Source organism: Ahrensia marina (assembly GCF_042140245.1).
In the GTDB taxonomy this organism is placed as follows: domain Bacteria; phylum Pseudomonadota; class Alphaproteobacteria; order Rhizobiales; family MH13; genus MH13.
In genome coordinates this window covers 1,828,372-1,853,443 of record NZ_CP159483.1, presented here as the reverse complement: position 1 = coordinate 1,853,443, position 25,072 = coordinate 1,828,372, and the positions used below count along the sequence as shown (strand labels likewise).

Here is a 25,072-nt window from a genome sequence, read left to right as displayed (position 1 = left end):
GATGCAGCTCACCGTCTGGACCTATGAAGGCCCGCCCCATGTCGGAGCGATGCGCATCGCCACCGCGATGAAGGGCTTGCACTATGTGCTGCACGCGCCGCAGGGCGACACCTATGCCGATCTGCTGTTCACGATGATCGAGCGGCGAAAAGAGCGCCCGCCCGTCACCTACACCACCTTCCAGGCTCGTGATCTGGGCAAAGACACGGCCGAGCTGTTTCAGACAGCTGCGCGCGATGCCTATGCACGCTTCCAGCCGCAGGCCATGATCTGCGGTGCAAGCTGCACCGCTGAACTTATCCAGGACGATCCAGGTGGTCTCGCCAAGGCGATGGATTTGCCGATCCCCGTAATTCCCTTGGAGCTGCCTTCTTACTCCAAGAAAGAGAACTGGGGCGCCTCGGAAACCTTCTACCAGCTGGTGCGCGGTATTGCGGGTGCACAGGCACCGGCGCCGGGCACAACGCGGGCACCACGCCCAGAGGGCCAGCGTCCCACAACTAACCTTCTAGGGCCCACGGCCCTGGGCTTCCGCCATCGCGACGATGTCACCGAGATTACACGGCTGCTTGGCAGCTTAGGCGTCGATGTGAACGTGGTTGCCCCCCTGGACTGCACGCCCGCCGATCTCGCCAAGCTGGGAGATGCCGACTTCAACGTCGTGCTCTATCCGGAAATCGCTGAGACAGCAGCCAATTGGCTGAAGCGCGCATTTGGACAGCCGAAAACAAAGACCGTTCCCATCGGGGTTGGTGCCACGAAACAGTTTATCCGCGAGGTCGCGGAAATCATCGGGGCGGATGCCGACGCGCTCCTAGCAGCCGAAGAAAGCCGCCTACCCTGGTATTCGCGATCCATCGATTCCACCTACCTCACTGGCAAACGCGTTTTCATCTTTGGTGATGCCACACATGCTCTGGCGGCTGCCAAAGTTGCTGAGAGCGAAATGGGATTCAAAGTTGTTGGGCTAGGGACATACAGCCGCGAATTCGCCCGCGACGTGCGCGCTGCCGCCAAAGAGTATGGCGTCGAGGCGCTGATCACCGACGATTATCTGGAAGTTGAGCAGGCCATCATCGAGGCCACGCCAGAACTGGTGCTTGGTACGCAGATGGAGCGCCACATTGCCAAGCGCCTAGGTATCGGCTGCGCGGTGATTTCTGCACCTGTTCACGTTCAGGACTTCCCCGCACGGTATTCCCCCCAAATGGGCTTTGAGGGCGCAAATGTGCTCTTTGACACCTGGGTCCACCCGCTGGTGATGGGCCTTGAGGAGCACCTGCTGGGCATGTTCCGCGACGACTTTGAATTCTCCGATGCCAACGGACCTTCGCACCATGGCCATGCGCCAACGCGTGCCGCTCAAGAGCCCGAAACAGCAGCTGCTGAAGCACCGGTTCAAGAAGCTGCCAACACACTGATCGACAACCCGGCTGACATGCCAACCGGTTGGACCGCCGAGGCTGAAAAGGAACTGAAAAAGATACCGTTCTTTGTGCGCGGAAAGGCGCGCCGCAACACGGAAGTTTTCGCCGCCGAACACGGGCTGGCGCAAATCACTTTGGAGACGCTCTACGATGCTAAAGCTCACTTCGGCCGCTGACGGCACGCCAGTGAAGGTGGTGATCGTCACGCTGGACAATCATTTGTCCGGTGCGGTGGAGCGCGCCCAAAAAATGCTGCTACGTGAGATGCCCGGCGTATCCATCGTGCTGCACGCGACATCTGAATGGGGCGACAATCCGGACGCTCTGGAGGCCTGCAAGAACGACATAGCCACCGGCGACATCATCCTCGCCACCATGCTGTTTCTGGACGATCAAATCCAGGCCATCCAACCGGCTCTTGAAGCCAGGCGCGCACGCTGCGATGCCATGATCGGCATGATGTCAGCGGGAGAGATCGTCAAGCTCACCCGTGTCGGCCAGTTCGACATGAGTGCCAAGCAAAATGGTGCGATGGCGTTGCTCAAGCGCCTGCGCGGTTCCAGCAAAAAGTCCGGCGAGCAAAGCTCTGGCGCCAAGCAGATGGCGATGCTGAAGCGTCTGCCGAAAATTCTGCGTTTCATTCCTGGCACTGCGCAGGATGTGCGCGCCTACTTCCTGACGCTGCAATATTGGCTGTCCGGGTCGGATGAAAACGTCGCCAACATGGTGCGCTATCTCGTCAGCCGCTATGCTGCTGGTCCACGCGAAAATCTGCGCTCCTCCATCAAAGCGGATATGCCAACGGCCTATCCAGAGGTGGGCATCTATCACCCGGACCTGCCAACCCGCGTTACTGAAACCGATGCTGGTTTACCAACACCCGCCAAGGCACATGGTACGGTGGGGCTCATCCTCATGCGCTCTTACCTTCTGGCAGGTAACACAGCGCACTATGATGGGGTCATTCGCGCCATCGAAGCGCGTGGTTTGAAAGTCATCCCGGTCTTCGCGTCCGGTTTGGATGCGCGCCCAGCCGCGGAAAAGTTTTTCGTCAAAGATGGTCGCCCCATCGTGGATGCAATGCTTTCGCTGACCGGCTTCTCACTGGTGGGCGGTCCCGCCTACAATGATGCCAAGGCCGCCGAAGAGATGCTGGCTGGGATGGACGTTCCCTACCTTGCAGCTCACGCTATTGAATTTCAGACCCTGCAGGATTGGGCAAAGTCCAACCGTGGCCTGATGCCGGTGGAATCAACCATCATGGTGGCGATCCCCGAGCTAGATGGCGCCACCGAACCCACTGTTTTTGGTGGCCGTGTCGACCCGGCGGGCAGCCCATGCACTGGATGCCACAAAGCCTGTGATTTCTGCGACCCAGACCTCGCCAAGCTGATGCAGGTCTGCTCAGAGCGCGCCGAGCGCTTGGCTGAGCGTATCGACCAACTGATCACACTTCGTCGGTCCGACCGTGAAGATCGTAAAGTCGGCATCGTGCTTTTCAATTTCCCGCCCAATGGCGGCAACACCGGCACAGCCGCTTACCTTTCGGTCTTCCGCTCACTCTACAATGTGCTGCAAGGCCTTGAAGATGAGGGCTATGATGTGGAGATGCCCGAAAGCGTGGACGCGCTGCGTGATGCGGTCATCACTGGCAACGCCGCTCAGTATGGCGCGCATGCCAATGTCCACGCACGCATCCCGGTCGATGATCATGTCCGCCGCGAACCCTATCTGAAAGAACTGGAAGCCGTTTGGGGACCAGCGCCAGGCGCGCAGCAAACCGACGGTCAATCGATCTTTGTGTTGGGGGCGCAGTTCGGCAACGTCTTTGTCGGCGTGCAACCTGCCTTCGGCTATGAAGGCGATCCGATGCGCCTGCTCTTTGAGCAAGGCTTTGCACCAACCCATGCTTTCTCAGCTTTCTATCGCTGGATGCGCGAAGACTTCGGCGCCGAAGCTTATCTGCACTTTGGCACCCATGGCGCCCTGGAATTCATGCCCGGCAAGCAGACCGGCATGTCCGGCAAATGCTGGCCTGATCGCCTGATCGGCGATGTGCCCAACTACTATCTCTATGCCTCCAACAACCCATCAGAGGGCATGATCGCCAAGCGGCGCGCTGCTGCCACGCTGATCAGCTATCTCACGCCACCACTGGCGCAAGCCGGGCTCTACAAAGGCCTCAACGAGCTGAAAGCCTCCATCGAGCGTTGGCGCGGCATGGATGATGTTTCAGGTGCTGAGGCCGAGAGCTTGGCAACGCTTATCCAGACACAAGCTGCCGAGCTTGATCTGGCCGAAGAAACACCCGCCTGGGAGCAGAGTGCAGGCGAACACATCGTCGCGCTACAGGAAGCCGTTCTGGAGCTTGAATACACACTCATCCCCCACGGATTGCACGTGGTTGGCGAGCCGATGAGCGAGCTTGAGCGTGCCGACATGATCCAAGCCATCGCGGAGTCAGCCCACGGCTTGGACCTTGGGCAAGAGGACGCGCTGGCCATCGTAAAAGGCGAGGATCCCACGCAAGAGATGGATGTCGAAACGCTCAATGCTTTGGCACAAACAGACAGGCTCTTGTCTGAAGACCATGAGCTCAAAGCGATCATCCATGCATTGGATGGCGGTTTCATCACACCAGCGCCAGGCGGCGATGTTGTGCGCACACCGGAAGTTCTACCGACCGGCCGCAACATTCACGGCTTCGATCCATTCCGCATCCCCTCCGCGTTCGCAATGGCCGATGGCGCACGCCAAGCCGACCGTCTACTTGCCCGCTACAAGGAAGAAACCGGCGCGCTGCCGACCTCGGTGGCGCTCGTTCTCTGGGGCACCGACAATCTGAAAACCGAAGGCGGCACCATCGCGCAAGGTTTGGCACTGATGGGCGCGGCCCCTCGCTTTGACAGCTATGGCCGCCTCTGCGGGGCACAACTAACACCGCTCGAAGAGCTTGGTCGCCCACGGGTTGATGTGGTGATGACGCTGTCAGGCATCTTCCGCGACTTGCTGCCGCTGCAAACCAAAGTTCTTGCTGAAGCGGCGCTTCTGGCTGCAGAGGCCGATGAGCCGCTCGACCAAAACCCCATCCGCGCCCATGCATTGGCCTACGCCGAGCAGCATAGGTGCGACATGGAAACGGCTGCGCTGCGCGTCTTCTCCAATGCCGATGGCGCTTATGGTTCCAACGTCAACAATTTGGTCGAAGCTGGCACCTGGGATGACGAGAACGAGTTGGCTGAGACTTATGAGCGCCGCAAAAGCTTTGCTTACGGTGCCTCGGGCAAACCCGTTCAACAAGCTGCGCTTTTGCAGTCCATGCTGGCGGATGTCGACATCGCTTATCAAAACCTCGAACTCAGTGGAACTCGGCGTCACCACGATCGACCACTATTTCGATACGCTTGGCGGCATCAGCCGTGCGGCCACCCGGGCCAAGGGCGATGCAATCCCGGTCTACATTGGCGATCAAACTCGTGGCGAAGGCAAGGTACGCAGCCTCTCTGAACAGGTGGCGCTGGAAACCCGCACCCGCATGCTCAACCCCAAATGGTACGAAGGCATGTTGCAGCACGGCTATGAGGGCGTGCGCCAGATTGAAGAGCATGTGACCAACACCATGGGTTGGTCGGCCACCACCGGTCAGGTCCAGCCCTGGGTCTACCAGCAACTCACTGAAACCTATGTGCTCGACCCAGAGATGCGTCGCCGCCTAGCCGAGTTGAACCCAACCGCATCGGCTCGTTTGGCTGGCCGTCTGCTGGAAGCCCATGAACGTGACTATTGGCAGCCCGACGACGCCGTTCTCGATGCGCTGCGCGACGCTGGCGAAGAGCTGGAAGACCGTTTGGAAGGCATCGGTATTCCCGCCAACGACACAAATCATCAACAAACCGCCGCCGGGCAATCGATCGGCATGGAGGCCGCAGAATGAACATCGTGACCCCACCGCCGACAGGCACCAAGACCACATTGCTTGATCGCTCACCCAAAGGCTTTTCAACCGGCCACGAGGATGGCGAAGGCTCGGTCCAGGTCAAAATGGACCCTGCTATGACCATCGACACCGCCAAGGTGTTTGCTGTTTACGGCAAGGGCGGGATCGGCAAATCGACCACCTCGTCCAACCTCTCGGTGGCCTTCTCCAAGCTCGGCAAGCGCGTTTTGCAAATCGGCTGCGACCCCAAGCACGACAGCACCTTCACGCTGACCAAGAGCCTCTGCCCGACCGTCATTGACGTGCTCGAAGAAGTGGACTTCCACTCTGAAGAGCTGCGCACCGAAGACTTTGTGTTCGAGGGCTACAATGGTGTCATGTGCGTCGAGGCTGGCGGCCCACCTGCCGGTACCGGCTGCGGCGGCTATGTTGTCGGCCAGACCGTGAAGCTCTTGAAAGAACACCATCTGCTTGAAGACACCGATGTGGTGATCTTCGACGTGTTGGGTGATGTAGTCTGTGGAGGCTTTGCGGCTCCTCTTCAACATGCCGAAAAAGCTCTGATCGTCACTGCCAACGACTTTGACAGCATCTTCGCGATGAACCGCATCGTGGCAGCCATTAAAGCCAAATCGAAAAACTATGATGTGCGCGTCGGCGGCGTGATCGCCAACCGTTCCAAAGCCACCGATGAGATCGACCGCTTCAACGAGGTGGTTGGCCTTGAGCGCGTGGCGCACCTGCCGGACTTGGATGAAATCCGCAAAAGCCGACTGAAAAAACGCACCCTCTTTGAGATGGACGAAACGCCAGCTGTTCTCGCCGTCCAGGAAGAATATCTGCGCCTGGCCGCCAGTCTCTTGGTGGATGACACCATCTGCGATCCCTCCCCCATGAAGGACCGCGATATCTTCGACTTCCTGGGGTTTGACTGATGGCCAGCACATACCTTGATCGCCGTGGCGAAATCGAAGCCTATTTTGATCGCACTGCCGCCAAAACCTGGGAGCGCCTGACGTCCGACGCCCCAGTCTCTGGCATTCGCGCCACGGTACGGGCAGGCCGCGATGCAATGCGCGCCACGCTGCTTTCTTGGCTCCCCGACGATATGACAGGCCAACGTGTGCTCGATGCCGGTTGCGGTACTGGTGCATTGGCTGTCGAAGCGGCCAAACGCGGCGCCGAGGTCGTTGCTGTCGATCTCTCCCCCAATCTGGTGGATGTTGCCCGCGAACGCATGCCTGCAGGCCTGAAAGGCTCGATCACCTGGCACGCTGGCGACATGCTGGATGAAAGCTTTGGACGCTTTGACCATGTGGTCGCTATGGACTCTGTCATCCATTATGAATCAGGCGACAAAGTCGGTGCTCTAGCTCGTCTTGGCGAGCGTACCGACGGTCAGGTGCTTTTCACCTTCGCGCCCAAAACGCCATTGCTGGCTGCCATGCACACGGTTGGCAAGCTTTTCCCGCGCGGTGATCGCTCACCAGCCATCGTGCCGATTTCAGAGAAGAAGCTGCGCCGCCTCGTCGATGAGCGCATGCCCGACTTTGCGGCAGGCAACACCAAACGCATCGCATCAGGTTTTTATACCAGCCAGGCCTTCCAGATCACACGAACGGAGCCGCGCACGTGAGCAGACGGCTGCCCCAGCTCAAAGATCAGTGGACCAAGATTGGACCACGCTTTCTGCCGTTTGCTGATGCTGCAACCGATGAGCTGCCGCTGCCCCGCTTGCTGCGCCTGGCACTGTTCCAGATTTCCGTTGGTATCGCGGTGACACTGATCACCGGAACATTGAACCGCGTGATGATCCTTGAACTGTCGGTTCCAGCTTGGCTTGTCTCCATCATGGTGGCTCTGCCCCTGCTCTTTGCACCACTGCGGGCGCTCATCGGGCACAAATCCGACACCCACAAATCCATCCTTGGCTGGAAGCGTGTGCCGTACATCTGGTTCGGCACCATCTTTCAGTTCGGCGGCTTGGCCATCATGCCGATGGCCATTTTGCTCATGAGCGAGGGAGGTGGGCCGTTCTTCCTGGGCCACATGATCACTGGTCTCGGCTTCCTGCTGATTGGCCTTGGCCTGCACACCACGCAAACCGCAGGACTTGCTCTGGCCACAGATCTCGCGCCCCAAGAAAGCCGTCCACGTGTCGTAGCCCTGCTTTACGTGATGCTGCTCATCGGCATGGTGATCGGTGCGCTGGGTTTCTCGTGGCTCCTCGCCGATTTCAGCCACCCACGTCTTATTCAGGTCATTCAAGGGGCGGCAGTCGTTACCATCGTGCTGAACGTCATCGCGCTTTGGAAGCAGGAAGCGCGCAACCCAGCCGCCACTGCGCCCGACCTCGCTCGGCCAACATTTTATGAGGCGTGGCGCGCCTTCACCAGCACCAACCGCACCGGTCGTTTGCTGCTTGCTGTTGGTTTGGGCACGCTAGCCTTTTCCATGCAAGATATCTTGCTGGAGCCCTATGGAGGGCAGGTGCTCAACCTGTCGGTCAGCGCAACCACGTTGCTCACCGCTCTGTTTGCCGGCGGTACACTGGCAGGCTTTGCACTGGCCGCACAGCGCCTGGGCAAGAACTGCGATCCGTACCGTTATGCAGGCTTAGGCGCGGTTATCGGTGTGGTGGGTTTCACATTGGTTGTGTTCTCAGCGCCACTCCAATCGGCCTTCATGTTCCGCAGCGCAACAGCAATGATCGGTTTTGGTAGTGGTCTTTTTGCTGTGTGTTTGCTTACCGCCACCATGCAACTGGCAAAGACAACGGCTGACGGTCGCTCCACCAATGGCATAGCGCTGGGCGCGTGGGGCGCCGTTAACGCGACAGCGGCAGGTCTTGGTCTGGCTGCTGGCGGCGCACTGCGCGATCTTTTCACTGCCATGGGAAGCTCGGGGCTTTTTGGCAGGGTCATCACCGATCCCGCCTTTGGTTATGGGGCAGTCTATCACCTGGAGATTGGACTGCTCTTCGCAACGCTCATCGTTCTGGGTCCCCTTGTGGGTGCCCAGCGACGAGCCACGGACACCACCACCAACAGGCATGGCTTTGGCCTTGCCGAGTTCCCCGGCTAGCCGGGGCAAAAAGGAGGACCGCACATGCTGAACTTGTTAAGCCGCGAGAGCTTTGACGTTGGCTGCACCGTGGATGTGCAGAACACGTTCGATAGCTTGCACGCCTATGTCGAATTGGATGGTGATATCGCCATCGAGCCCGGTGATGAGGTCATTGTCCATGGCCGCCCCGTCGAGGTTCCCTACGGCGAACGCGTGGTCTTGCAACGCACAGCCACCGTGCGCCGTGCCCACTGGCTGGAGCGCACCTGGACCCGCATGACCGGCGACTTTGAATTTATGGAACTGTGCGAATTCAGCTTCTCAGAAAGGGCAGCGCTATGAACGTCCATGCTCCCGTCAAAGATGGCACCCCCGTCACCTCAGCGGTGAAGGCCCGTGCCCCAATCAACGAAACCACGCGCATGGCGCAGGAGACCACCCTGCTTGATCCGCGCTTTTACACGACCGACTTCGACAAGCTCGACAAGGTTGATGTCACCCTGGTGCGCGAGGAATGGGATGCGCTGATCCAAGAGATGCGCGATGACCCCAACAAAGGCCATTTCAAGCGCAACGAGGACTGGGACCATATCGACATCGATGCGCTGGACCCACAACTGAAGAAAGAGTTCATCGACTTTCTGGTCTCCTCGCTGACAGCTGAGTTCTCCGGTTGCGTGCTCTACAAAGAGATGAAGAAGCGCGGCAAAAACAAAGAGATTTGCGAGCTGTTCTCGTTGATGGCGCGCGATGAAAGCCGCCATGCTGGCTTCATCAATGACGCTTTGAAAGAGTTCGATATTGGCGTAAATCTTGGTTTTCTAACCAAGGCTAAGAAGTACACCTACTTCCAGCCAAAATTCATCTTCTACGCCACCTACTTGTCGGAGAAGATCGGCTACGCGCGCTACATCACCATCTTCCGCCATTTGGAAAAGCATCCAGACAAGCGCTTCCACCCGATCTTCAAATGGTTTGAAGAGTGGTGCAACGACGAGTTCCGCCATGGCGAAGCCTTTTCGCTTTTGATGCGTGCCGACCCAGCACTTTTGGAAGGTCGCAACAAGCTTTGGATCCGCTTCTTCCTGCTCGCCGTCTTCTGCACCATGCATGTGCGCGACCAAGCCCGCCCGGCGTTTCACGATGCGCTTGGTGTGGATGTCGAAGAGTACGACATGCAGGTGTTCCGCACCACGACGGAGATCACCAAACAGTGCTTCCCCGTTTTGCTTGATCTGGATAATCCAAAATTCTTGGAGGGTTTGCGCAAGCTGAACCGGATCAACCAAGCCATGGGCGAGGCTGATCGTGCTGGTGGCCTTGGCGGCAAACTGCGCAAGTTTGGCCTTGGCACGAGCGCGTTTCTCACCTTCGCCGGTCTCTACTTCATGAAGACCAAACCCAACACGATCCCGGCAACCAGCCGGCTTCAACCCACCTGGTAGGCCACGTACCGTGACAGGCTGGCTCGCCCCGATCGGTTTTGCATTGTTCCTCTGGTGGTTCTCCACCGGCGTGATCTTGCTTGCCGATCGTCTGCCACGGGTCACACCACGTGCAACCTTTGTGGCCGCCACCCTGTTTGGCGTGGCGGCCCTCGCCGCAGCTTGGTTCACCCGCGACATGGCGACCGTAAGCGGTGCCTTTATCGGCTTCACTGCTGGTTTGGCCCTCTGGGGTTGGCATGAGGTCAGTTTTCTGACCGGCATCATCACCGGACCACGGCGAGATGATTGCCCAGCAGGCGCCTCAGGATGGCAGCGTTTTATCTATGCCACGCAAACGCTGATCCATCATGAGGTCGCCATCGCGCTGACCGTTGTAGGTTTGGCTGTGATGTTCTGGGGGGCTGACAATCAAGCGGCCCTTTGGACATTCACAATCCTTTGGGCGATGCGGCTTTCCACCAAGTTCAACATTTTTCTCGGTGTGCCCAACATCACCGAAGAGTTTCTGCCAAGCCACCTGGAACATCTGAAAAGCTATTTTCGCAATCGGGCACTCAACCTGCTTTTTCCTATCTCGGTGACCGCCGGAACTGTTCTCACCGTATGGCTTGCCCAACAAGCATGGGGCGCGGTCCCGCCAACTCAAACAACCTTTGTTCTGCTCACAACACTCGCCGCCTTGGGCGTGATTGAGCATTGGTTTCTGGTCCTGCCCTGGCGCGATGAGGAACTCTGGCGCTGGTATCTGAAAAACCCAATGCCACCACCTTCTGAAGCGCCCAAAGAGGCGCCCCTTCCAACCACCACCATCACACACCATGCCAAACCACGGCGTGAGACTGACGCGCTGTCTAGCGTGCCTTCCAATCGGGGATTATCGATCATGACGGACACCACCACACCCACCAAGAACGAGAATGGCGCTGTTCCGTTCAGCATCTCCACGCAGTCAAAAGGTTGTCCAGCAGCCACTTTGGCCACACGCGTTAAGTCCACACACCCGGCGGCTGCCAATGATGAAGTGATGGACTACGAGACTTACTTCGCCGGAGCCCTTGATGGCCTGCGCGAAGAGGGGAACTACCGCGTGTTCGCCCACCTTGAGCGGAAAATGGGCGCCTTCCCAAAGGCTGTACGCCACACCGATGACGGCATCCATGACGTCACCGTTTGGTGCTCCAATGACTATCTTGGTATGGGCCAAAAAGACTGTGTGATCGATGCTATGCACGGCGCCATTGATCGCTGCGGGGCAGGTGCTGGCGGCACACGCAACATTTCCGGCACCAACCATTTCCACGTGCTCTTGGAGCAAGAACTGGCAGACCTGCACGGTAAAGAAGCCGCGCTTATCTTCACATCCGGTTACGTGTCCAACTGGGCGTCGCTCGGTACATTGGGTTCGACCATTCCAGACTGTGTGATCCTGTCCGACGCGCTCAACCATGCATCCATGATCGAAGGCATTCGTCACTCGCGCGCTGATAAAGCGATCTGGAAGCACAATGATCCAGAAGACCTTGACCGCAAGCTGGCAGCCATTGAGCCAAGCCGCCCAAAAATCGTGGCCTTTGAATCGGTCTACTCCATGGATGGCGACATCGCTCCCATGAAAGAAATCGTAGAAGTCGCTGAAAAGCATGGGGCAATGACTTATCTAGACGAAGTGCACGCCGTTGGCATGTACGGACCACGCGGCGCCGGCATTGCCGAGCGTGATGGCGTGATGGACCGCATCACGGTGGTTGAAGGCACGCTTGGTAAAGCCTTCGGTGTGATGGGCGGCTACATCGCGGCATCAGCAGCGCTCTGTGACTATGTACGCTCCTTCTCGTCAGGCTTCATCTTCACCACCGCTTTGCCGCCAACCATCGCAGCCGGTGCAACGGCCTCCATTCAGCATTTGAAAGAAAGTTCGGTTGAGCGCGATGCTCAAAAAGAGCGTGTTGCCACAGTGCGTGCAGCCCTTGATGCGAAAGGCATTCCCCATCTTCCCAACCCTAGCCACATCATTCCCGTGATGGTGGGAGATGCTAAAAAATGCAAATTTATCAGTGACGTACTTCTTGATCAGTATGGCATCTACATTCAGCCGATCAACTATCCAACAGTGCCTAAGGGCACTGAACGACTGCGCATCACCCCAGGTCCCTTGCACAGCGACGATGACATCGCCCATCTGGTTGGCGCACTGAACGACCTTTGGTCACAATGCGCTCTCTCACGAGCCGTCGCGTAAGGCGATGCATGTCGGTTGGCGGCTTTTCCCGTCGCCAACCCAGGTAAACGTCGAAGCATTTTATTTTTTGTTCGCCGTAAACCAAACACCACACCATGCGTAAACCCAATGTGCAGACAAAAGCTTATGGAAACCATCTCTCAATTCCGTGAGAGAAGTTCATGGGCTAATTCGATGCGCGTCAACCCGCTGGCTTGACTCAGCTTTCATGCTGGCTTCAGTGTTTCTGCGGAGTGGCATTTCAATAACGGCCATCTGGCCAAGGGAGATAGAATGATGAAACGTTTCGGGATCGCGCTCGCAGCTGCTGCATTCACCATGGTCGGTGGTGCTGGCATCGCAACCGCGCAGGACGCCCAGCCTTATATCGATGCAGATGCTGAGGCCGGTGCAGCCGTCTTCCGTCAATGCTCGGCCTGCCACATGGTCGGACCCAATGCCATGGCGCGCGTCGGACCGCCGCTCAATGGCATCATAGGCCGTGAATGGGGCTCTATTGAAGGGTTCCGCTATTCTGACTCGCATGTCGCTGCTGGCGAAGAGCAAGGCGGCGTTTGGACTGTTGCGATCATGTCTGAGTACCTGGAAAATCCACGTGCAATGGTTCCCCGGACCCGCATGGCTTTTGCCGGTCTGCGTCAGGAAGCGCAAATCCAAAACGTGATCAAATATCTTGCTGGCTTCGATGCCGACGGCAATGAAGTGGACCCCGCGCCCGTGCTCACCGAGCACTATGGCGGCGACATGTAGGTCCTTTCCTACGGAAAGACTTCACAAAGGCCGGTGCATGAGCACCGGCCTTTTTTGTGCTCAAAACCAGCAACGTGCAAACAACAGGCACGTTTGCGTGATGGTCCGTAAAACCATGAACCGGGTAGTGCGTAGACCAAACCCTGAAACATTTGATGCGTGTCAACGTAAATTGACATTCAAAACTGTTCACTGTCCTGATCAGACCTTCGTTGGAAACAACCACGAACAGGGCCAGTCATGCGCATTCTTCTCATCCATCCCAACTATCACTCGGGCGGCGCGGAGATCGCGGGCAACTGGCCTCCGGCTTGGGTGGCCTATCTGACAGGGTCGCTAAAAAAAGCAGGCTACACCGACGTCGCCTTCATCGATGCGATGACCAACAAGATGTCGGACGCCGACATTCGCGATGCCATCGCTGCTGAAAAGCCCGATATCATTGGCTGCACGGCCATCACGCCATCCATCTACAAAGCCCAAGGCATCTTGCAGGTCGCCAAAGAATTGCACCCAAATGCGGTGACGGTGCTGGGCGGCATTCACGCCACTTTCATGTATCAGCAAGTGCTGGCCGAAGCGCCCTGGATCGACTGTATCGTACGCGGCGAAGGCGAAGAGATTTTCGTCGATCTCATCTCCACCATCCACGCTGGCAACTGGCCAGGAGCTCGCGAAGCCGTACGCGGCATCGCCTATCTTGATGGTGACCAGGTTGTTGCAACGCCAGCGGCCCCCACGGTGAAAGACATTGACGGCCTGTCACCAGACTGGTCGATCCTCGATTGGGAAAAGTACATGTACATTCCCATGAACCGGCGGGTCGCCATTCCCAACATGGCACGCGGCTGTCCGTTCACCTGCTCGTTCTGCTCACAATGGAAGTTCTGGCGCGATTACCGCATCCGCGACCCGAAAAAGGTGGTCGATGAGATCGAAGTGCTGGTGAAAGAGCATGATATCGGCTTCTTCATCCTCGCCGACGAAGAACCGACCATCAACCGCAAGAAATTCATCCAGTTCTGCCAGGAGCTGATCGATCGCGACCTGGATGTGCTCTGGGGCATCAACACCCGTGTGACCGACATTCTGCGCGATGAGGAATTGCTGCCCTTTTATCGCAAGGCTGGTCTTGTCCATATCTCGCTTGGCACCGAGGCAGCTGCTCAGTTGAAGCTGGATCTCTTCAACAAAGAGACGACAATTGAGGAAAACAAACGCGCTATCCGCTTGCTGCGTGAGGCCGGTATCGTCACGGAGGCCCAGTTCATTGTCGGGCTAGAAAACGAAACCGTCGAAACGCTGGAAGAAACCTACCAAATGGCCCGCGACTGGGAGCCGGACTTGGCCAACTGGGCAATGTATACGCCCTGGCCGTTCTCCGATCTTTTCAAAGAGCTGGGTGACAAGGTCGAGATCTTTGATTTCGACAAGTACAATTTCGTCACGCCCATCATGAAACCCGAGGCGATGGACCGCGCCACGCTGCTCGACCGCGTGATGCACAATTACCGCCGCTTCTACATGAACAAGGCGTTCTTTTCGTATCCTTGGAAAGGCACAGGCCAGCGCCGCAAATATCTGCTCGGTTGCCTGAAAGCCTTCCTCAAAGCCGGGTTTGAGCGCACCTTCTACGATCTTGGCCGGGTGAACTATTGGGGTCCACAGTCGAAGAAAGGCGTCGATTTTCACTTCGACACGACCAAGAAACGCTTCGATGCCAGCAAGATCGAATGGCAAACCAACCACAACCGTCCTGCCAGCACCATGCATGAGGCGGCCAAAGCTATGGCCTGCGGTGGTGCTCCCATGCAGCTGACCGATGAGCAAATGGCCGAAGCCGAGAAGGCTGGGCGCGTCACACTTTTCGATGGTCACAAACGTGCACAGGATAAAGCAGCCAAGGCGAAAACAAACCAAGACGTGCCAGCCTGATGAACAGCGCCACGAGCTGGCAACCAACTGAAACTTTGGAGCGCGGCCACTCAAGCGATCACGCCGGCCGCATCGGCCCAAACGCGATCCTTCAAGTGTTCAATGCTCTGGAAAAAGTGCAAGGCAGACAAGAGGCAACACGCCTGGCGCACTTGGCAGGCCTTGCTCATCATTGCACGCAGCCTCCAACATCCATGGTCAGCGAACGCGACGTGGTCACGCTGCACAGAACCGTGCGCACCATGATGACCAAAAGTCAGGGTGATCAGTGTCTCTGGCGGGCCGGCGAACGCACCGCGAACTACATTCTGGCCAACCGCATTCCCAAACCTGTCCAGGTTCTGCTGCGGCTTCTGCCAGCCAAACAGGCAAGCACGCTCCTTTTAAACGCCATCGCAAAGAATGCCTGGACCTTCGCAGGCAGCGGCACCTTCGGTTTCACAACAGGCAAGCCTGCCACACTCACACTGACGGACTGCCCTGCCTGTGATGAGGTCTATCGCCCAGACGAGCGATGCCTTTACTACACAGCGACCTTCCAAGGCCTGTTTCAAGCTTTGGTCCATCCGGACGCACGCATTGAAGATGACCTAAGCCCCTCCACCAATGGGCGGGTGCGTCGGTTTGTTTTAGACTGGCCCCGTTAGGTGGCAGAGAGAACCTGCCGCGCATCGCTTCTCTGGGTACAGTCATGTCAAAAAGCACTTCATCACAGATCACCATTCCGGCCATCGCCGAGGATGGCTCGCTCTACCCCATCGAGAAGCTTCGAGCGCACGAACTGGGCGTTCTACACCTGGCCATTTCTGCCTTTGTGTTCAGCCCAAAGGGAGAGCTGCTCATTCAGCGGCGCGCCTACGAAAAATATCACTGCGGCGGCCTATGGGCGAACACCTGTTGCAGCCACCCCCACTGGCAAGAGGACATTGCCGATTGTGCGCATCGCCGCCTGAAAGAGGAGCTGGGAATCACCCTACCCTTGGAGCCCATTGGCGACGTCACCTATCGCGCCGATGTAGGCGGCGGGCTGACCGAGCATGAGCATGTACACATGTTCAAGGGCACCGCCGACCCGCAGACATGGATTCCCAAGCCAAACCCCGATGAAATAGCCGAGCTGCGCTGGGTATCAATGGAAGCACTGTTCGCGGAGAATGCGCAGAATCCCGAGCATTTTACCCCCTGGTTTAGACTCTACATTCAGCGCTGGTCAGACGTTTGGGCGCCGGCGGCTTAACCCGCCTCATCAGTACCGTTGGTAGCAAACGATTCTCGCCCTAGGTTTTTCACCTGTAAAACAAAATCAACGTCCAATTTTATTGACACATAGGGAGTGTCGACCGTACTCTGTAAGGTGTCGGCGCGAGATCTTCCCGCACTGGCAGCTACCGGTGGCATTCCATCGGATCGAACAGAACGGACGAACCAGATGATGCTCGTCATTGGACAGGTCAGAATTGCTCTGGTGCACGCTTTTGCACCGAACAGCGCTGCGCTCCATCATCACCACCGCTCTGCTCAGCCACCCGCACGGCAGTGCTCAATCCGCCTTCGGCCTGGCCATTTTTAACGCATTAGGGAGCATTTGGAGGGCGCTATGGATTTCTCGCAATTCGACTTCGTCAACTTCACCACCCACTTAGATCTTGCTCAGGTCCTGCTGTACGGCTTCTGGCTGTTTTTCGGCTATCTGCTATTTTATCTGCAAAGAGAAACACGGCGCGAGGGGTATCCGCTGGAGTCCGATGAAACGGGCAACGTGTACGAGCATGGCATCTACATGCCAGGGCCGAAAACGTTCCGCCTGCCGCACGGCCATGGGTCTGTAACAGTGCCCAATTATGAGCGCGAAGCCCGCGAGCTGGCGCTTCAGCCCAGCGAACCTTGGTCAGGCGCTCCAAAGGATCCAACAGGCGACAACCCAATGCTCGATGGCGTTGGACCAGGCGCTTACGCACTGCGCGCGGACGTGCCAGACCTGTTGAACTCAGGAGCCGTCAAAATTCGCCCAATGCGTATGCTTGAAGCATTCGCTATCCCTGATGGCGATCCCAATCCAATTGGCCACCCTGTTGTTGGGTGTGACAAAGAAGTTGGCGGCACCGTGGTCGATGTTTGGGTCGATCAGGCTGAAAGCGTTATCCGCTACTATGAGATTAAGGTCTCCGATGAGGATGGTGCACGCACAGTGCTGATGCCAACCAACTTCGCTGTGGTGAAAACGCAGCCCAACTTGCGGCTCTACGTCCACGCCATCAAAGGCGAGCATTTCGCCGATGTGCCACTAACGGCAAACCCTGATCAGATCACCATGCTCGAGGAAGAGAAGATCATGGGCTACTACGGCGCCGGCTATTTCTATGCCACGCCTAAACGCGCGGAACCGATGTTTTGAACTACATCCACAACCATGATGACTATGCCACTGAGCCAGTTCGCGGACTTCCCGCAGCTCTGCCACGCGGCGAGTTCGTGTTGTGGCAAGGCGCCCCATCCTGGCGGGCTTTCGCTCGCCAGGTTTTCAAGACCCATATCATCACAGGCCTGGTTGTCGCTGGTGCCATTGCACGCGCTGCCTGGTCGCTGAACGCTGGCGCCACCCTCGGTACAGCGACCGGCGAAGCCGGTATCATTCTAGCGTTTGGACTGATTGGGGTTGGCATTTTGATGCTTCTCGCCTGGTCGGTTGAGAAAACAACGGTCTACACCATCACCAACAAGCGCATCATGATGCGCGTTGGCGTTGCCATCCAGAAAACCTTCAACGTGCCCTTCGCTGTCATCGACAGCGCAGCACTAAGGGCCAATGGCAAGGATGTCGGCAACCTTTCGGTTTCACTAAAGCCGGGCGTCTCCTTAGCTTACCTTATTCTATGGCCGCATGTGCGGCCGTGGCGCATGCGCGACACAGAGCCAACACTGCGCGCGATCCCCAATGCTTCAATCGTCGCCAAGCTGTTGACGGATACCTATACGGCGCATGTGCAAACAACCGACGCTTTGGCACGCTCTGGCGTCAAAGTTGAGCACCTGGATGCCGAGCAGCCCGTTGCAGAAAAAAATACGACCGGCACAAGCCGTGAGAGCGACGAGACAAAGCCTAAAGATCCGCACTACATTCCGCGGTCCTTGGTGATCATGGCGGCAAGTGCGGTGATCATCACCATCCTAACCGTTGCTTTTGCACAGTTGGTCGACACGAGTACGTTGCGCACCAATGATGGTGCCCCTGCCTTCTCGCAAGAGGTTCAGTTTCTCCCACTAGAGGGGGATCGCATCGCGGTGCGGTCTGTTGCCGACGGGGCACTGATCACGACCGTTGAGGTGGGAACTGATGGATTGTTGCGTGGCGCACTGCGTGGCCTCAACATGTCACGCAGCCAGTCGAACTTCGATCTGACAGCGCCCTTCATTCTCCAGCGTTTTGACGGTGATGGGGTCTACTTGGCAGACCCGCTGACCGATCGATCCATTCGATTGGAATCGTTCGGACCAATCGAAACCGGAGCAACTGCTGATCTGCTGCGGATTGGACATGCAACAGGGTTGGCCACACCTTAGAGCGCAACGAGCAGCGATCGAATGCAATGCTCAAAAGGCAGCACGTCAACGTGCTGCCTTTTTTAGTAGCTGGGCGTGCTTTGAACGATAAGCTCTACCCGTTTCAAAAGAGCTACAACCCAACCTCAAAAGGATGGTGTTGGCACGCAGGTAGCCGCATTCCCCCTGCCATAGTTAAGACATGCGCAGGACGGCTACCATTTCTGCTCAATCAGCCCACGTGCGTCGTCACTGCACTGACCACAAAGCCTGAGATCACAGTCATTGTCCTGAGCGCAGAACTAAAGCATACCTGTTCAAACCAGCCATCAGGCAACGGCCAGTACGCGCTTAAGCAAGAGGCAATGACAATGCTTCCCAGCTTCGGCAAAAGCCCGTTTTGAATGCGCCCTGCCCTTTAGGCTCAACGATGCTGCAACACCTTCCACCGCACTCGAGATGCGGCCAGCACGGGGTGCGCGAAAGGGACCGCATGATGGTTGATACGCGGGCAGCTCGAATGGACGCCGTCCGGTAACTCATACATGCCGCCAGCATGGCACGCAGCTTTAAGCGCCATTCTTCGTGGAGCTATCGCAGATCAGCACAGCGAGCGACACGTTAGGTTCGCGAAGCAATGGCGTATGCCAGTCTTGGACCAATCACGGCAAGAAAAACGCCGACCCAAGGGCCGGCGCTTTGAAATCTTGTGCTCAGAAGAGACGGCCTACTTAGTTGGTCGTGCCCTCGCTGGGTGACCCAGCATCATCTGCACCGGTTGACGTGTCACCACTTGCGGCCCCATCAGCTGCTGGCATGGCATCGGCAGCCGGCGCCGCCTCTATAACCGGAGCAGGTGGCGGGGCAGGCTCCACGCCCCACTGCGAGATGGTGGAGTCTGGTGTGATCGGCCACCATGAGAGGTCCTCCGGCACAACGCCGTGCTTCATACCCCATAGGGTCCAGTCATCAACCACTGTACCTGTGATCAAAATGCCGATGCCACCTGTCAACGTGGTCAGCATAGCAAACCACCAAGCCCAACGGTGAATGGATTCCATCGAGGCATTGAAGCCCATCGTCCAGCGCCAGAAAAGTGCAGCACGTTCAGACGCCGTCCCACGATCAGTGATCTGCTCAATCTCACGCTCACCGCCATAGCGGGTCACCGCAAGGATTGTCGCGCCGTGCATGGCGAACAGCAGAGCCGAGCCGTACAGGAAAACAATCGACAGCATATGGAACGGATTCCAGAACAGATTGCCCCACTCGATGGAGAAGTTGTTCGTCCAGTCCAGATGCGGAAAGACCCCATACGGCACAGCGTGGTGCCAACTGCCCATCATGACCGGGCGAATAAAGCCAAGCACGAGGAACAGCCAGATCGCCGCTGCAAAGGCCCAGCAAACGTGAAGCCCAAGCCCAAGCGCTTTGGCGCGGCGGTACATCCGAACCCACCACAGCAGAATAGACGCTGTCAGGAAGAAACCGGCGATCAAAAACCAACCACCCTCACGCAGGGGCGGCAGAACCTGCAGCCCATACTCTGGGCCTGGCGGATCAAGCGACAGCCAGAAGAACTCGCGAACGAACAGGACAGGGTTCCAGCCAACATCAGCGGCCATATTCATGCCCATGATGAAGAACGAGATCGAGAAGCAGATCACGGAGGCAACACCCAAAGCCCCAAGATAGATGGGGCCGAGCTGCGCGTTACCGATCTTACCGATCCAGTAGCTCAAAAAGCCACTGGTGCGCTCATAGGCTGTGTCATCATCGGGGATGTCCACACCCGGCTCAACATGGCCCATCACCTGAACACGGGTGAAGATGTTTTGATAGTTGTTCATCATACCCTCCTAAACACCATCCCAGGTGATTGTTTCGCGAATGAACTCCCACCAATCGATCCATGAACCGGCATAAACCGGGCCGGATATGATGATGCACACCGCGCTCCAGAAGCCCGCGTTCAACGCCAGGAACAGCCCCAAACGGTGAATACCAAGCGTACCGATGGAGTAGCCAATCGTGTCGCGGAAGTAGGTGTCTTCGTGCTCCGGCGTCTTCACTTCGCCGCCGCGCTGCGGGTTAACCGCTGAGAGCACCATGCCGCCGTGCAGGGCCAAAGCGAATGTGGTGGTGAAGAAGAACGTGATCGCCACCATATGAGCGGGGTTGTAGTGGAAGTTCCCGTACTGGTAGCCGGTGAACCAAACCCAATTCAGGTGGCTCATAATGCCGTAGGGAAACCCGTGTCCCCACGCGCCCAGAGCAAATGGGCGAAAAACGTTGAGCGTTACAAACGCCAAGATCGCGATGGAGAAGGCAAAGGGAACGTGAAGCCCCATGCCGAGTTTTCTGCAAATTTCCACCTCGCGCAGCGCCCAGGAACAGAAGGCACCGACCGCGCAAATGGTGATGATTTGCCAAAGACCGCCTTCCTGCATGGGCGCTAAAGCCAGCCCGTAGGAAACGTCAGGCGGATTGATGGAGAGCAGCCAAATGTTCCAGGTCGGCCCCATTGAGGCGCCAAAAATGATCAACGCTGTTCCAAGCACCGCGAAGAAAATCGACGTCACGCCAAAGAAGCCGACGTAAAAAGGCCCCACCCAGAAGTCGAATAGGTCGCCTCCGATCAGTGTGCCCCCGCGCACGCGATACTTTCGCTCGAAGCTGAGCAAAGCCATGATGTCCTCCTTAGCCGAGCGTGGCGGATCGTCAGCTCAAGCCATAAATCGTCGAGTGAAGGGAGGCGGGGGGAGCGGGGAACCCGTGTTCCCTCCGCCGCCATTGGCATGTGAAACGCGCAAACGCGCTTAGCCGAGCAGTGTCGGCTGTGCAGGTACGCTCATTTCGATATGAGATGTGCTGCCTGTCATGGTTGATTCTTCCAACCAATTGAACTTGTCGGTGCTGAGCAAAATGAAATGGATCAGCACAGCCAGAGTGAACAGGAACACGGCCAACGCCACGAGAACGCGACGCGGATCGAAGAGAAGCCAGATTCTCCACATGTTTTCAGGTCCTTATTTGGTGCGGCCAGTTATAGCCAAGGATTGTAGAACCACATGGAAATGTGGGCGAGGAAGGGGAAGAGTGACATAGCAATCGCACTCTTCTTGAAGAGTCTGTGAAACTCTTGCGCCTCCTCCGCGGAGAGACCCGACAGGGTACCTTTGTCAGCGGCCATAGGCATGACCTCCATGTTGTGGTCGAAACAACGACCGTTACCGCGCACCTCCCGCGCGGCGGGGATGCCAGAGCATGCCGAAGCACCCCTGGCGTTAGCCCGGCGAACCGGACCAACTCTTTGACGGTCCGGCATACCGGACCAAAATGAGCGCGCCGCCGCGGGCCTAGGAACCCGCAGCAACAACGACGGGCGTTAGCCCATAAAAGCGTAGCCAACCGCTGCACTGGCGGCCGAACGAGCCTCAGCAATGACAGACGGGCGCGCGCCGCTCTGTGCGCCAAACACTCGCCACGGCAGCAGTCTGGCGAGCATCACAAACGGCAAGGCCACCATGAAAATCAGCGCAAACAGCATCCAAAACGCGCGCCGGTCATCACCGCGCGCACGCGGCGACTGGATGGTTGTATCGGTCATGAGCAAGGCTCCCCGGTGCTGGTCAAAAGGACAAATTTGAAAAGAAAGGCTCTCTGCATCAGGCAAACTCCGGCTTGGCTTGGAGGTCGCTGGCGGAGCCGCTTACGGATTGAACTGTCATTAGGCTGACGTGCCGCAAACCTTCTGCGCGCGCCGATGCTTCGGCCGCATCTCGCAGACGTTTGGCCGCTGAAATGCGCACGAGCACAGGCTCGGCTTCGACGATCTGATCGAGCAAAGCCTTGGCATCATCGTCCCAGGTGAGCTCTTCCATCACGCGTGCAGGCGTGGCCGGGGCCTGGTCCATGTCGGTGGCCAGTGGCAAGATGTTGAACAGGGCGTCAAACAGCCCGTTGCATATTTCCTGGATGAGGTAGGTTGCACCCGCGTACCCCATGAACGGCGTGCCGGTGTGTCGCCGGATCACCGCACCAGGGAACGAGGCTGGGATGTACTGAGCCGTTGGTCCGTGGCCGCCAGCTGGTTTCTCAGCCAGATACATGCGCTCATTGTAAGACCCGAAAAGAATGAGCGGCGTTTTGGTGTGCACCAGTTCTCGCACCGCTGCATTGTCGGTTTTCTTGCCGGTGTGCCGCGCCACTGAGAAGGTACAGGGCAGACCCATTTCCTCTTCCAGGAAATGCCGCAAGCCACGCGCATAAGTCTCGTTGGCCACAACGCCGAAGCTCGCAGTGCCAAAAAAGTCTTGGGTCACCGACCGCCACAGATCCCAGAGCGGCTTAATGGTGGTGTGCTTTTCCTTCTCGATGAAGGGCTCTGGATCAAGATCCAAAAGCTCACCCAGCTTGCGCAGGAACTTGGTGGTGGAATGCAGACCAATCGGCGCTTGCAGATAAGGCCGATCCAAACTCTCACAGAGCAAGCGACCGAACTCGCGATACATGCAAACATTCACTTCCGCGTCGGCCAGTTTGGGCACATCGGCCAGATGGCTACCGAGCGGGAAGGTGAGGTTCACCTCTGCACCGATGCCTTCAATGAGACGGCGAATTTCAGCAAGATCAGACGGCGTGTTGAAGGTGCCGTAGATCGGCCCAATTATGTTGACCTTCGGCTTGGCACCTTCTTTGCGCGGCTTGAGAGCCTTCACCTTTTTCGGACCGTACTCGGTCCAAAGCCATTTGATGGCCCGGTCAGCGCTTTCCCACTGATCTTCATCGATCGTGCGCGGCAGAAAGCGGGCAATGTTGGTGCCTTCGGGTGTCACGCCGCCGCCGATCATCTCAGCAATTGAGCCGGTGACAACAACAGCAGGCAAATCCGGGTCCAGCACCTTATGCGCCCGGCTCATCGCCTCTTCGGTGCCTTTTTGGCCGAGCTCTTCTTCAGCAAGGCCCGTAACAACAATCGGCAATTCATGCGGCGGCAGTGCATCGGTGTAATGCAGCACCGAGGTCACCGGCAGATTTTCGCAACCCACCGGACCATCAATGATCACTTGAAGGCCCTTGATCGCCGTGAAGGCGTAGACCGACCCCCAATAGCCACCGGCACGGTCGTGATCGAGAACTAGCATCCGACTGAGCCCTCCACGACTTTTTTGGTTTTAGAGGCAATGCGCGCGGCGTACTTTTTCTTAAAGTCCGGGCGCACGTTCGGCATGCCTTCCCAGACCCCCGCTGTGTCACCGGTGCCAACACCTTCAAAGAAGGCCGTCATGGTATCGAAGCGCTCTTTGTTGGCGAGCGCTGCATTGATCACCGTCGCCAGCGAACCTGCACCAGCCGGTCCCATAAGCGGACGGGCCGAAATAAGGTTGGTGAAGTAGAGCGCTGGGATGGAAAGCTCTTTGGCTTTCTGCACCACCGGCGTCGTTCCGATGGCCAAATCCGGCTCATACTCGGCCATCGCTGCCAGATCCTGCTCCAACGAAGCGCGGAACTGAACCTGCACACCCTGCGCTTCCAACCACTCGCGATCTGGATCTGAGAAACGCGTGCGCGGCAAAGCTGTGCCGACATAACGCAAGTCAGCACCGCTTTCGACAAGCAGACGACCGACCAGAAGTTCCGAGCCTTCATAGCCTGAAAGGGTGATGCGCCCATTGATCGGCATTGCACCGAGTGCGCCTTCAATAGCAGGCATGATCGCATTCTGAGCTGCGCCAATCACGTCGGCTGACACGCCACAGGCGCGGCCAATGGCCTGCAACCAATCGGCAGTACCGTCACGGCCCACGGGCGCGGAACCGATCACAGGGCGACCAGCTGCTTCAAACTCCCGGAAGGAGGCGGTGTAGAACGGGTGAATGCCCGCAACGGCCGCACAATCAAGCGCTGAATAAAGCTCGCGCCATTCGCGTGTGGGAACAACAGGACCTGCAGCCAGGCCCATCGGCGCAAGAAGTTGCGAAATGACCACAGGGTCAGCGGGAAACATCTCGCCCACCAGGGTCACAGTCGGCTTGTCGGAGCGCGGCGCATCGGGCGCCTGCACCGGCCCGCTCGTGGCTTCCTCGCGCGCATATTTCAGCATTGCGCCCGCGAGCACATCCTTGGCTTCCGCGTGGGTTGGGATGCCGAAACCTGGAACATCAATGCCGATGATGCGCACACCGTTGATCTCTTTGGGCAAAAGCCGCAGCGGCACACCAGAGGCCGATGGCACGCAGAGATTGGTGACGACAATCGCGTCATAGTCTTCGGGCTTCGCCATCTCAAATACAGCCTCACGGATGTCCTCAAACAGCTTGCCGGTGACCAAAGTCTCGGAGTTGAACGGCACGTAACCGACCGTGCGTCGCGCGCCGTAAAAGTGTGTGGTGAAGGTGAGGCCATAAACGCAGCAGGCCGAACCGGAAAGCACACTTGCAGTGCGCTTCATCCGCAAGCCAACACGCAAGCTTCCAAAGGCAGGACACATGCTCTGGGGTTGATCATGTGGACCCATTGGATAGTCCTGCGCGAACTGATCCAGCATCTCGCTTTGGCCAGCCTGCTTGGCGGCCTCCAGCATGGTTTCTTTGCCAGCATGGCAGCCATCGGCTTGAGGTGCTGGCTGTTCAGATGGGGTGACCGGTTCAGCCGCCGGCTGTTCAAGCGGCACATTGTCGATCAAGACCTGACCGGCATCATCATAGACGACCTCATGCACCTCGCG

General features: G+C 57.7%; 20 protein-coding genes and 2 pseudogenes. 15 read left to right on the top strand and 7 right to left on the bottom strand.

Features of this window, described 5'->3' with window-relative positions:
* Position 1 precedes the first annotated feature (1 nt).
* From bchB to puhB, 15 genes and pseudogenes are all read left to right on the top strand, one after another.
* Positions 2-1,603 carry a ferredoxin:protochlorophyllide reductase (ATP-dependent) subunit B gene (bchB, locus tag ABWH92_RS09090; RefSeq protein WP_375574086.1) on the top strand — a complete coding sequence of 534 codons (1,602 nt, stop codon included), beginning with the start codon at positions 2-4 and terminating at the stop codon, positions 1,601-1,603.
* Positions 1,578-5,361, top strand: a pseudogene (locus tag ABWH92_RS09085) (magnesium chelatase subunit H). Before bchB ends, ABWH92_RS09085 begins: the two are co-directional and overlap by 26 nt.
* On the top strand, positions 5,358-6,299 hold the full coding sequence (gene bchL, locus ABWH92_RS09080; RefSeq protein ID WP_375574085.1) for a ferredoxin:protochlorophyllide reductase (ATP-dependent) iron-sulfur ATP-binding protein: 942 nt from the start codon (positions 5,358-5,360) through the stop codon (positions 6,297-6,299). Before ABWH92_RS09085 ends, bchL begins: the two are co-directional and overlap by 4 nt.
* Positions 6,299-7,000, top strand: a complete 702-nt coding sequence (gene bchM / locus ABWH92_RS09075; RefSeq protein WP_375574084.1) for a magnesium protoporphyrin IX methyltransferase — start codon at positions 6,299-6,301, stop codon at positions 6,998-7,000. The genes bchL and bchM overlap by 1 nt, the downstream gene beginning before the upstream one ends.
* Complete coding sequence (locus ABWH92_RS09070; RefSeq protein ID WP_375574083.1) at positions 6,997-8,448, top strand: PucC family protein; 1,452 nt, start codon at positions 6,997-6,999, stop codon at positions 8,446-8,448. The genes bchM and ABWH92_RS09070 overlap by 4 nt, the downstream gene beginning before the upstream one ends.
* Before the next feature lie 24 nt (positions 8,449-8,472).
* Positions 8,473-8,772 (top strand): hypothetical protein, encoded by a 300-nt coding sequence (locus ABWH92_RS09065; protein WP_375574082.1) that lies wholly within the window; start codon positions 8,473-8,475, stop codon positions 8,770-8,772.
* Complete coding sequence (acsF, locus tag ABWH92_RS09060; RefSeq protein ID WP_375574081.1) at positions 8,769-9,875, top strand: magnesium-protoporphyrin IX monomethyl ester (oxidative) cyclase; 1,107 nt, start codon at positions 8,769-8,771, stop codon at positions 9,873-9,875. Before ABWH92_RS09065 ends, acsF begins: the two co-directional genes overlap by 4 nt.
* A gap of 10 nt (positions 9,876-9,885) precedes the next feature.
* Positions 9,886-10,620 (top strand): annotated as a pseudogene (gene puhE / locus ABWH92_RS09055) (putative photosynthetic complex assembly protein PuhE); the annotation flags it as partial.
* A gap of 282 nt (positions 10,621-10,902) precedes the next feature.
* Positions 10,903-12,117, top strand: coding sequence for a 5-aminolevulinate synthase (gene hemA / locus ABWH92_RS09050; protein ID WP_375574222.1), 1,215 nt, complete (start codon positions 10,903-10,905; stop codon positions 12,115-12,117).
* Between the two features lie 273 nt (positions 12,118-12,390).
* The gene (locus ABWH92_RS09045; RefSeq protein WP_375574080.1) at positions 12,391-12,867 is read left to right on the top strand and encodes a c-type cytochrome; all 477 of its coding nucleotides are present in this window, start codon (positions 12,391-12,393) and stop codon (positions 12,865-12,867) included.
* Between the two features lie 240 nt (positions 12,868-13,107).
* A complete protein-coding gene (gene bchE / locus ABWH92_RS09040) occupies positions 13,108-14,802 on the top strand; it encodes a magnesium-protoporphyrin IX monomethyl ester anaerobic oxidative cyclase (RefSeq protein ID WP_375574079.1) in 1,695 nt (564 codons plus the stop codon).
* Positions 14,802-15,449, top strand: coding sequence for a bacteriochlorophyll 4-vinyl reductase (gene bchJ / locus ABWH92_RS09035; RefSeq protein ID WP_375574078.1), 648 nt, complete (start codon positions 14,802-14,804; stop codon positions 15,447-15,449). The genes bchE and bchJ overlap by 1 nt, the downstream gene beginning before the upstream one ends.
* A 44-nt stretch (positions 15,450-15,493) precedes the next feature.
* Positions 15,494-16,039, top strand: coding sequence for an isopentenyl-diphosphate Delta-isomerase (gene idi / locus ABWH92_RS09030; protein ID WP_375574077.1), 546 nt, complete (start codon positions 15,494-15,496; stop codon positions 16,037-16,039).
* 360 nt (positions 16,040-16,399) lie between these two features.
* Positions 16,400-17,197 (top strand): photosynthetic reaction center subunit H, encoded by a 798-nt coding sequence (gene puhA, locus ABWH92_RS09025; RefSeq protein ID WP_375574076.1) that lies wholly within the window; start codon positions 16,400-16,402, stop codon positions 17,195-17,197.
* Complete coding sequence (gene puhB / locus ABWH92_RS09020) at positions 17,194-18,363, top strand: photosynthetic complex putative assembly protein PuhB (protein WP_375574075.1); 1,170 nt, start codon at positions 17,194-17,196, stop codon at positions 18,361-18,363. Before puhA ends, puhB begins: the two co-directional genes overlap by 4 nt.
* Before the next feature lie 710 nt (positions 18,364-19,073).
* On the opposite strand, the gene pufM is transcribed toward puhB, so the two are convergent.
* The 7 genes from pufM to bchY form a co-directional block, all read right to left on the bottom strand.
* Positions 19,074-20,192 (bottom strand): photosynthetic reaction center subunit M, encoded by a 1,119-nt coding sequence (gene pufM / locus ABWH92_RS09015; RefSeq protein WP_375574221.1) that lies wholly within the window; start codon positions 20,190-20,192, stop codon positions 19,074-19,076.
* A gap of 9 nt (positions 20,193-20,201) precedes the next feature.
* Entirely contained in the window at positions 20,202-21,032 is an 831-nt protein-coding gene (gene pufL / locus ABWH92_RS09010) for a photosynthetic reaction center subunit L (protein WP_375574074.1), read from the bottom strand.
* A gap of 129 nt (positions 21,033-21,161) precedes the next feature.
* On the bottom strand, positions 21,162-21,359 hold the full coding sequence (gene pufA, locus ABWH92_RS09005; protein WP_375574073.1) for a light-harvesting antenna LH1, alpha subunit: 198 nt from the start codon (positions 21,357-21,359) through the stop codon (positions 21,162-21,164).
* A gap of 29 nt (positions 21,360-21,388) precedes the next feature.
* On the bottom strand, positions 21,389-21,535 hold the full coding sequence (locus ABWH92_RS09000) for a hypothetical protein (protein ID WP_375574072.1): 147 nt from the start codon (positions 21,533-21,535) through the stop codon (positions 21,389-21,391).
* A gap of 195 nt (positions 21,536-21,730) precedes the next feature.
* Entirely contained in the window at positions 21,731-21,952 is a 222-nt protein-coding gene (locus ABWH92_RS08995; protein ID WP_375574071.1) for a hypothetical protein, read from the bottom strand.
* A gap of 58 nt (positions 21,953-22,010) precedes the next feature.
* Positions 22,011-23,489, bottom strand: coding sequence for a chlorophyllide a reductase subunit Z (bchZ, locus tag ABWH92_RS08990; RefSeq protein WP_375574070.1), 1,479 nt, complete (start codon positions 23,487-23,489; stop codon positions 22,011-22,013).
* Positions 23,483-25,018: a chlorophyllide a reductase subunit Y gene (bchY, locus tag ABWH92_RS08985; protein WP_375574220.1), complete on the bottom strand. Its 1,536-nt coding sequence runs from the start codon at positions 25,016-25,018 to the stop codon at positions 23,483-23,485. The genes bchZ and bchY overlap by 7 nt, the downstream gene beginning before the upstream one ends.
* Between the last annotated feature and the right edge of the window lie 54 nt (positions 25,019-25,072).

Excerpts from the sequence above, each read along its gene's own strand:
- bchB (WP_375574086.1), top strand. The coding sequence starts at position 2 with ATGCAGCTCACCGTCTGGACCTATGAAGGCCCGCCCCATGTCGGAGCG.
- bchL (WP_375574085.1), top strand. The coding sequence starts at position 5,358 with ATGAACATCGTGACCCCACCGCCGACAGGCACCAAGACCACATTGCTT.
- bchM (WP_375574084.1), top strand. The coding sequence starts at position 6,299 with ATGGCCAGCACATACCTTGATCGCCGTGGCGAAATCGAAGCCTATTTT.
- ABWH92_RS09065 (WP_375574082.1), top strand. The coding sequence starts at position 8,473 with ATGCTGAACTTGTTAAGCCGCGAGAGCTTTGACGTTGGCTGCACCGTG.
- acsF (WP_375574081.1), top strand. The coding sequence starts at position 8,769 with ATGAACGTCCATGCTCCCGTCAAAGATGGCACCCCCGTCACCTCAGCG.
- hemA (WP_375574222.1), top strand. The coding sequence starts at position 10,903 with ATGGACTACGAGACTTACTTCGCCGGAGCCCTTGATGGCCTGCGCGAA.
- ABWH92_RS09045 (WP_375574080.1), top strand. The coding sequence starts at position 12,391 with ATGATGAAACGTTTCGGGATCGCGCTCGCAGCTGCTGCATTCACCATG.
- bchE (WP_375574079.1), top strand. The coding sequence starts at position 13,108 with ATGCGCATTCTTCTCATCCATCCCAACTATCACTCGGGCGGCGCGGAG.
- bchJ (WP_375574078.1), top strand. The coding sequence starts at position 14,802 with ATGAACAGCGCCACGAGCTGGCAACCAACTGAAACTTTGGAGCGCGGC.
- idi (WP_375574077.1), top strand. The coding sequence starts at position 15,494 with ATGTCAAAAAGCACTTCATCACAGATCACCATTCCGGCCATCGCCGAG.
- puhA (WP_375574076.1), top strand. The coding sequence starts at position 16,400 with ATGGATTTCTCGCAATTCGACTTCGTCAACTTCACCACCCACTTAGAT.
- pufM (WP_375574221.1), bottom strand. The coding sequence starts at position 20,192 with ATGAACAACTATCAAAACATCTTCACCCGTGTTCAGGTGATGGGCCAT.
- pufL (WP_375574074.1), bottom strand. The coding sequence starts at position 21,032 with ATGGCTTTGCTCAGCTTCGAGCGAAAGTATCGCGTGCGCGGGGGCACA.
- pufA (WP_375574073.1), bottom strand. The coding sequence starts at position 21,359 with ATGTGGAGAATCTGGCTTCTCTTCGATCCGCGTCGCGTTCTCGTGGCG.
- ABWH92_RS09000 (WP_375574072.1), bottom strand. The coding sequence starts at position 21,535 with ATGGCCGCTGACAAAGGTACCCTGTCGGGTCTCTCCGCGGAGGAGGCG.
- ABWH92_RS08995 (WP_375574071.1), bottom strand. The coding sequence starts at position 21,952 with ATGACCGATACAACCATCCAGTCGCCGCGTGCGCGCGGTGATGACCGG.
- bchZ (WP_375574070.1), bottom strand. The coding sequence starts at position 23,489 with ATGCTAGTTCTCGATCACGACCGTGCCGGTGGCTATTGGGGGTCGGTC.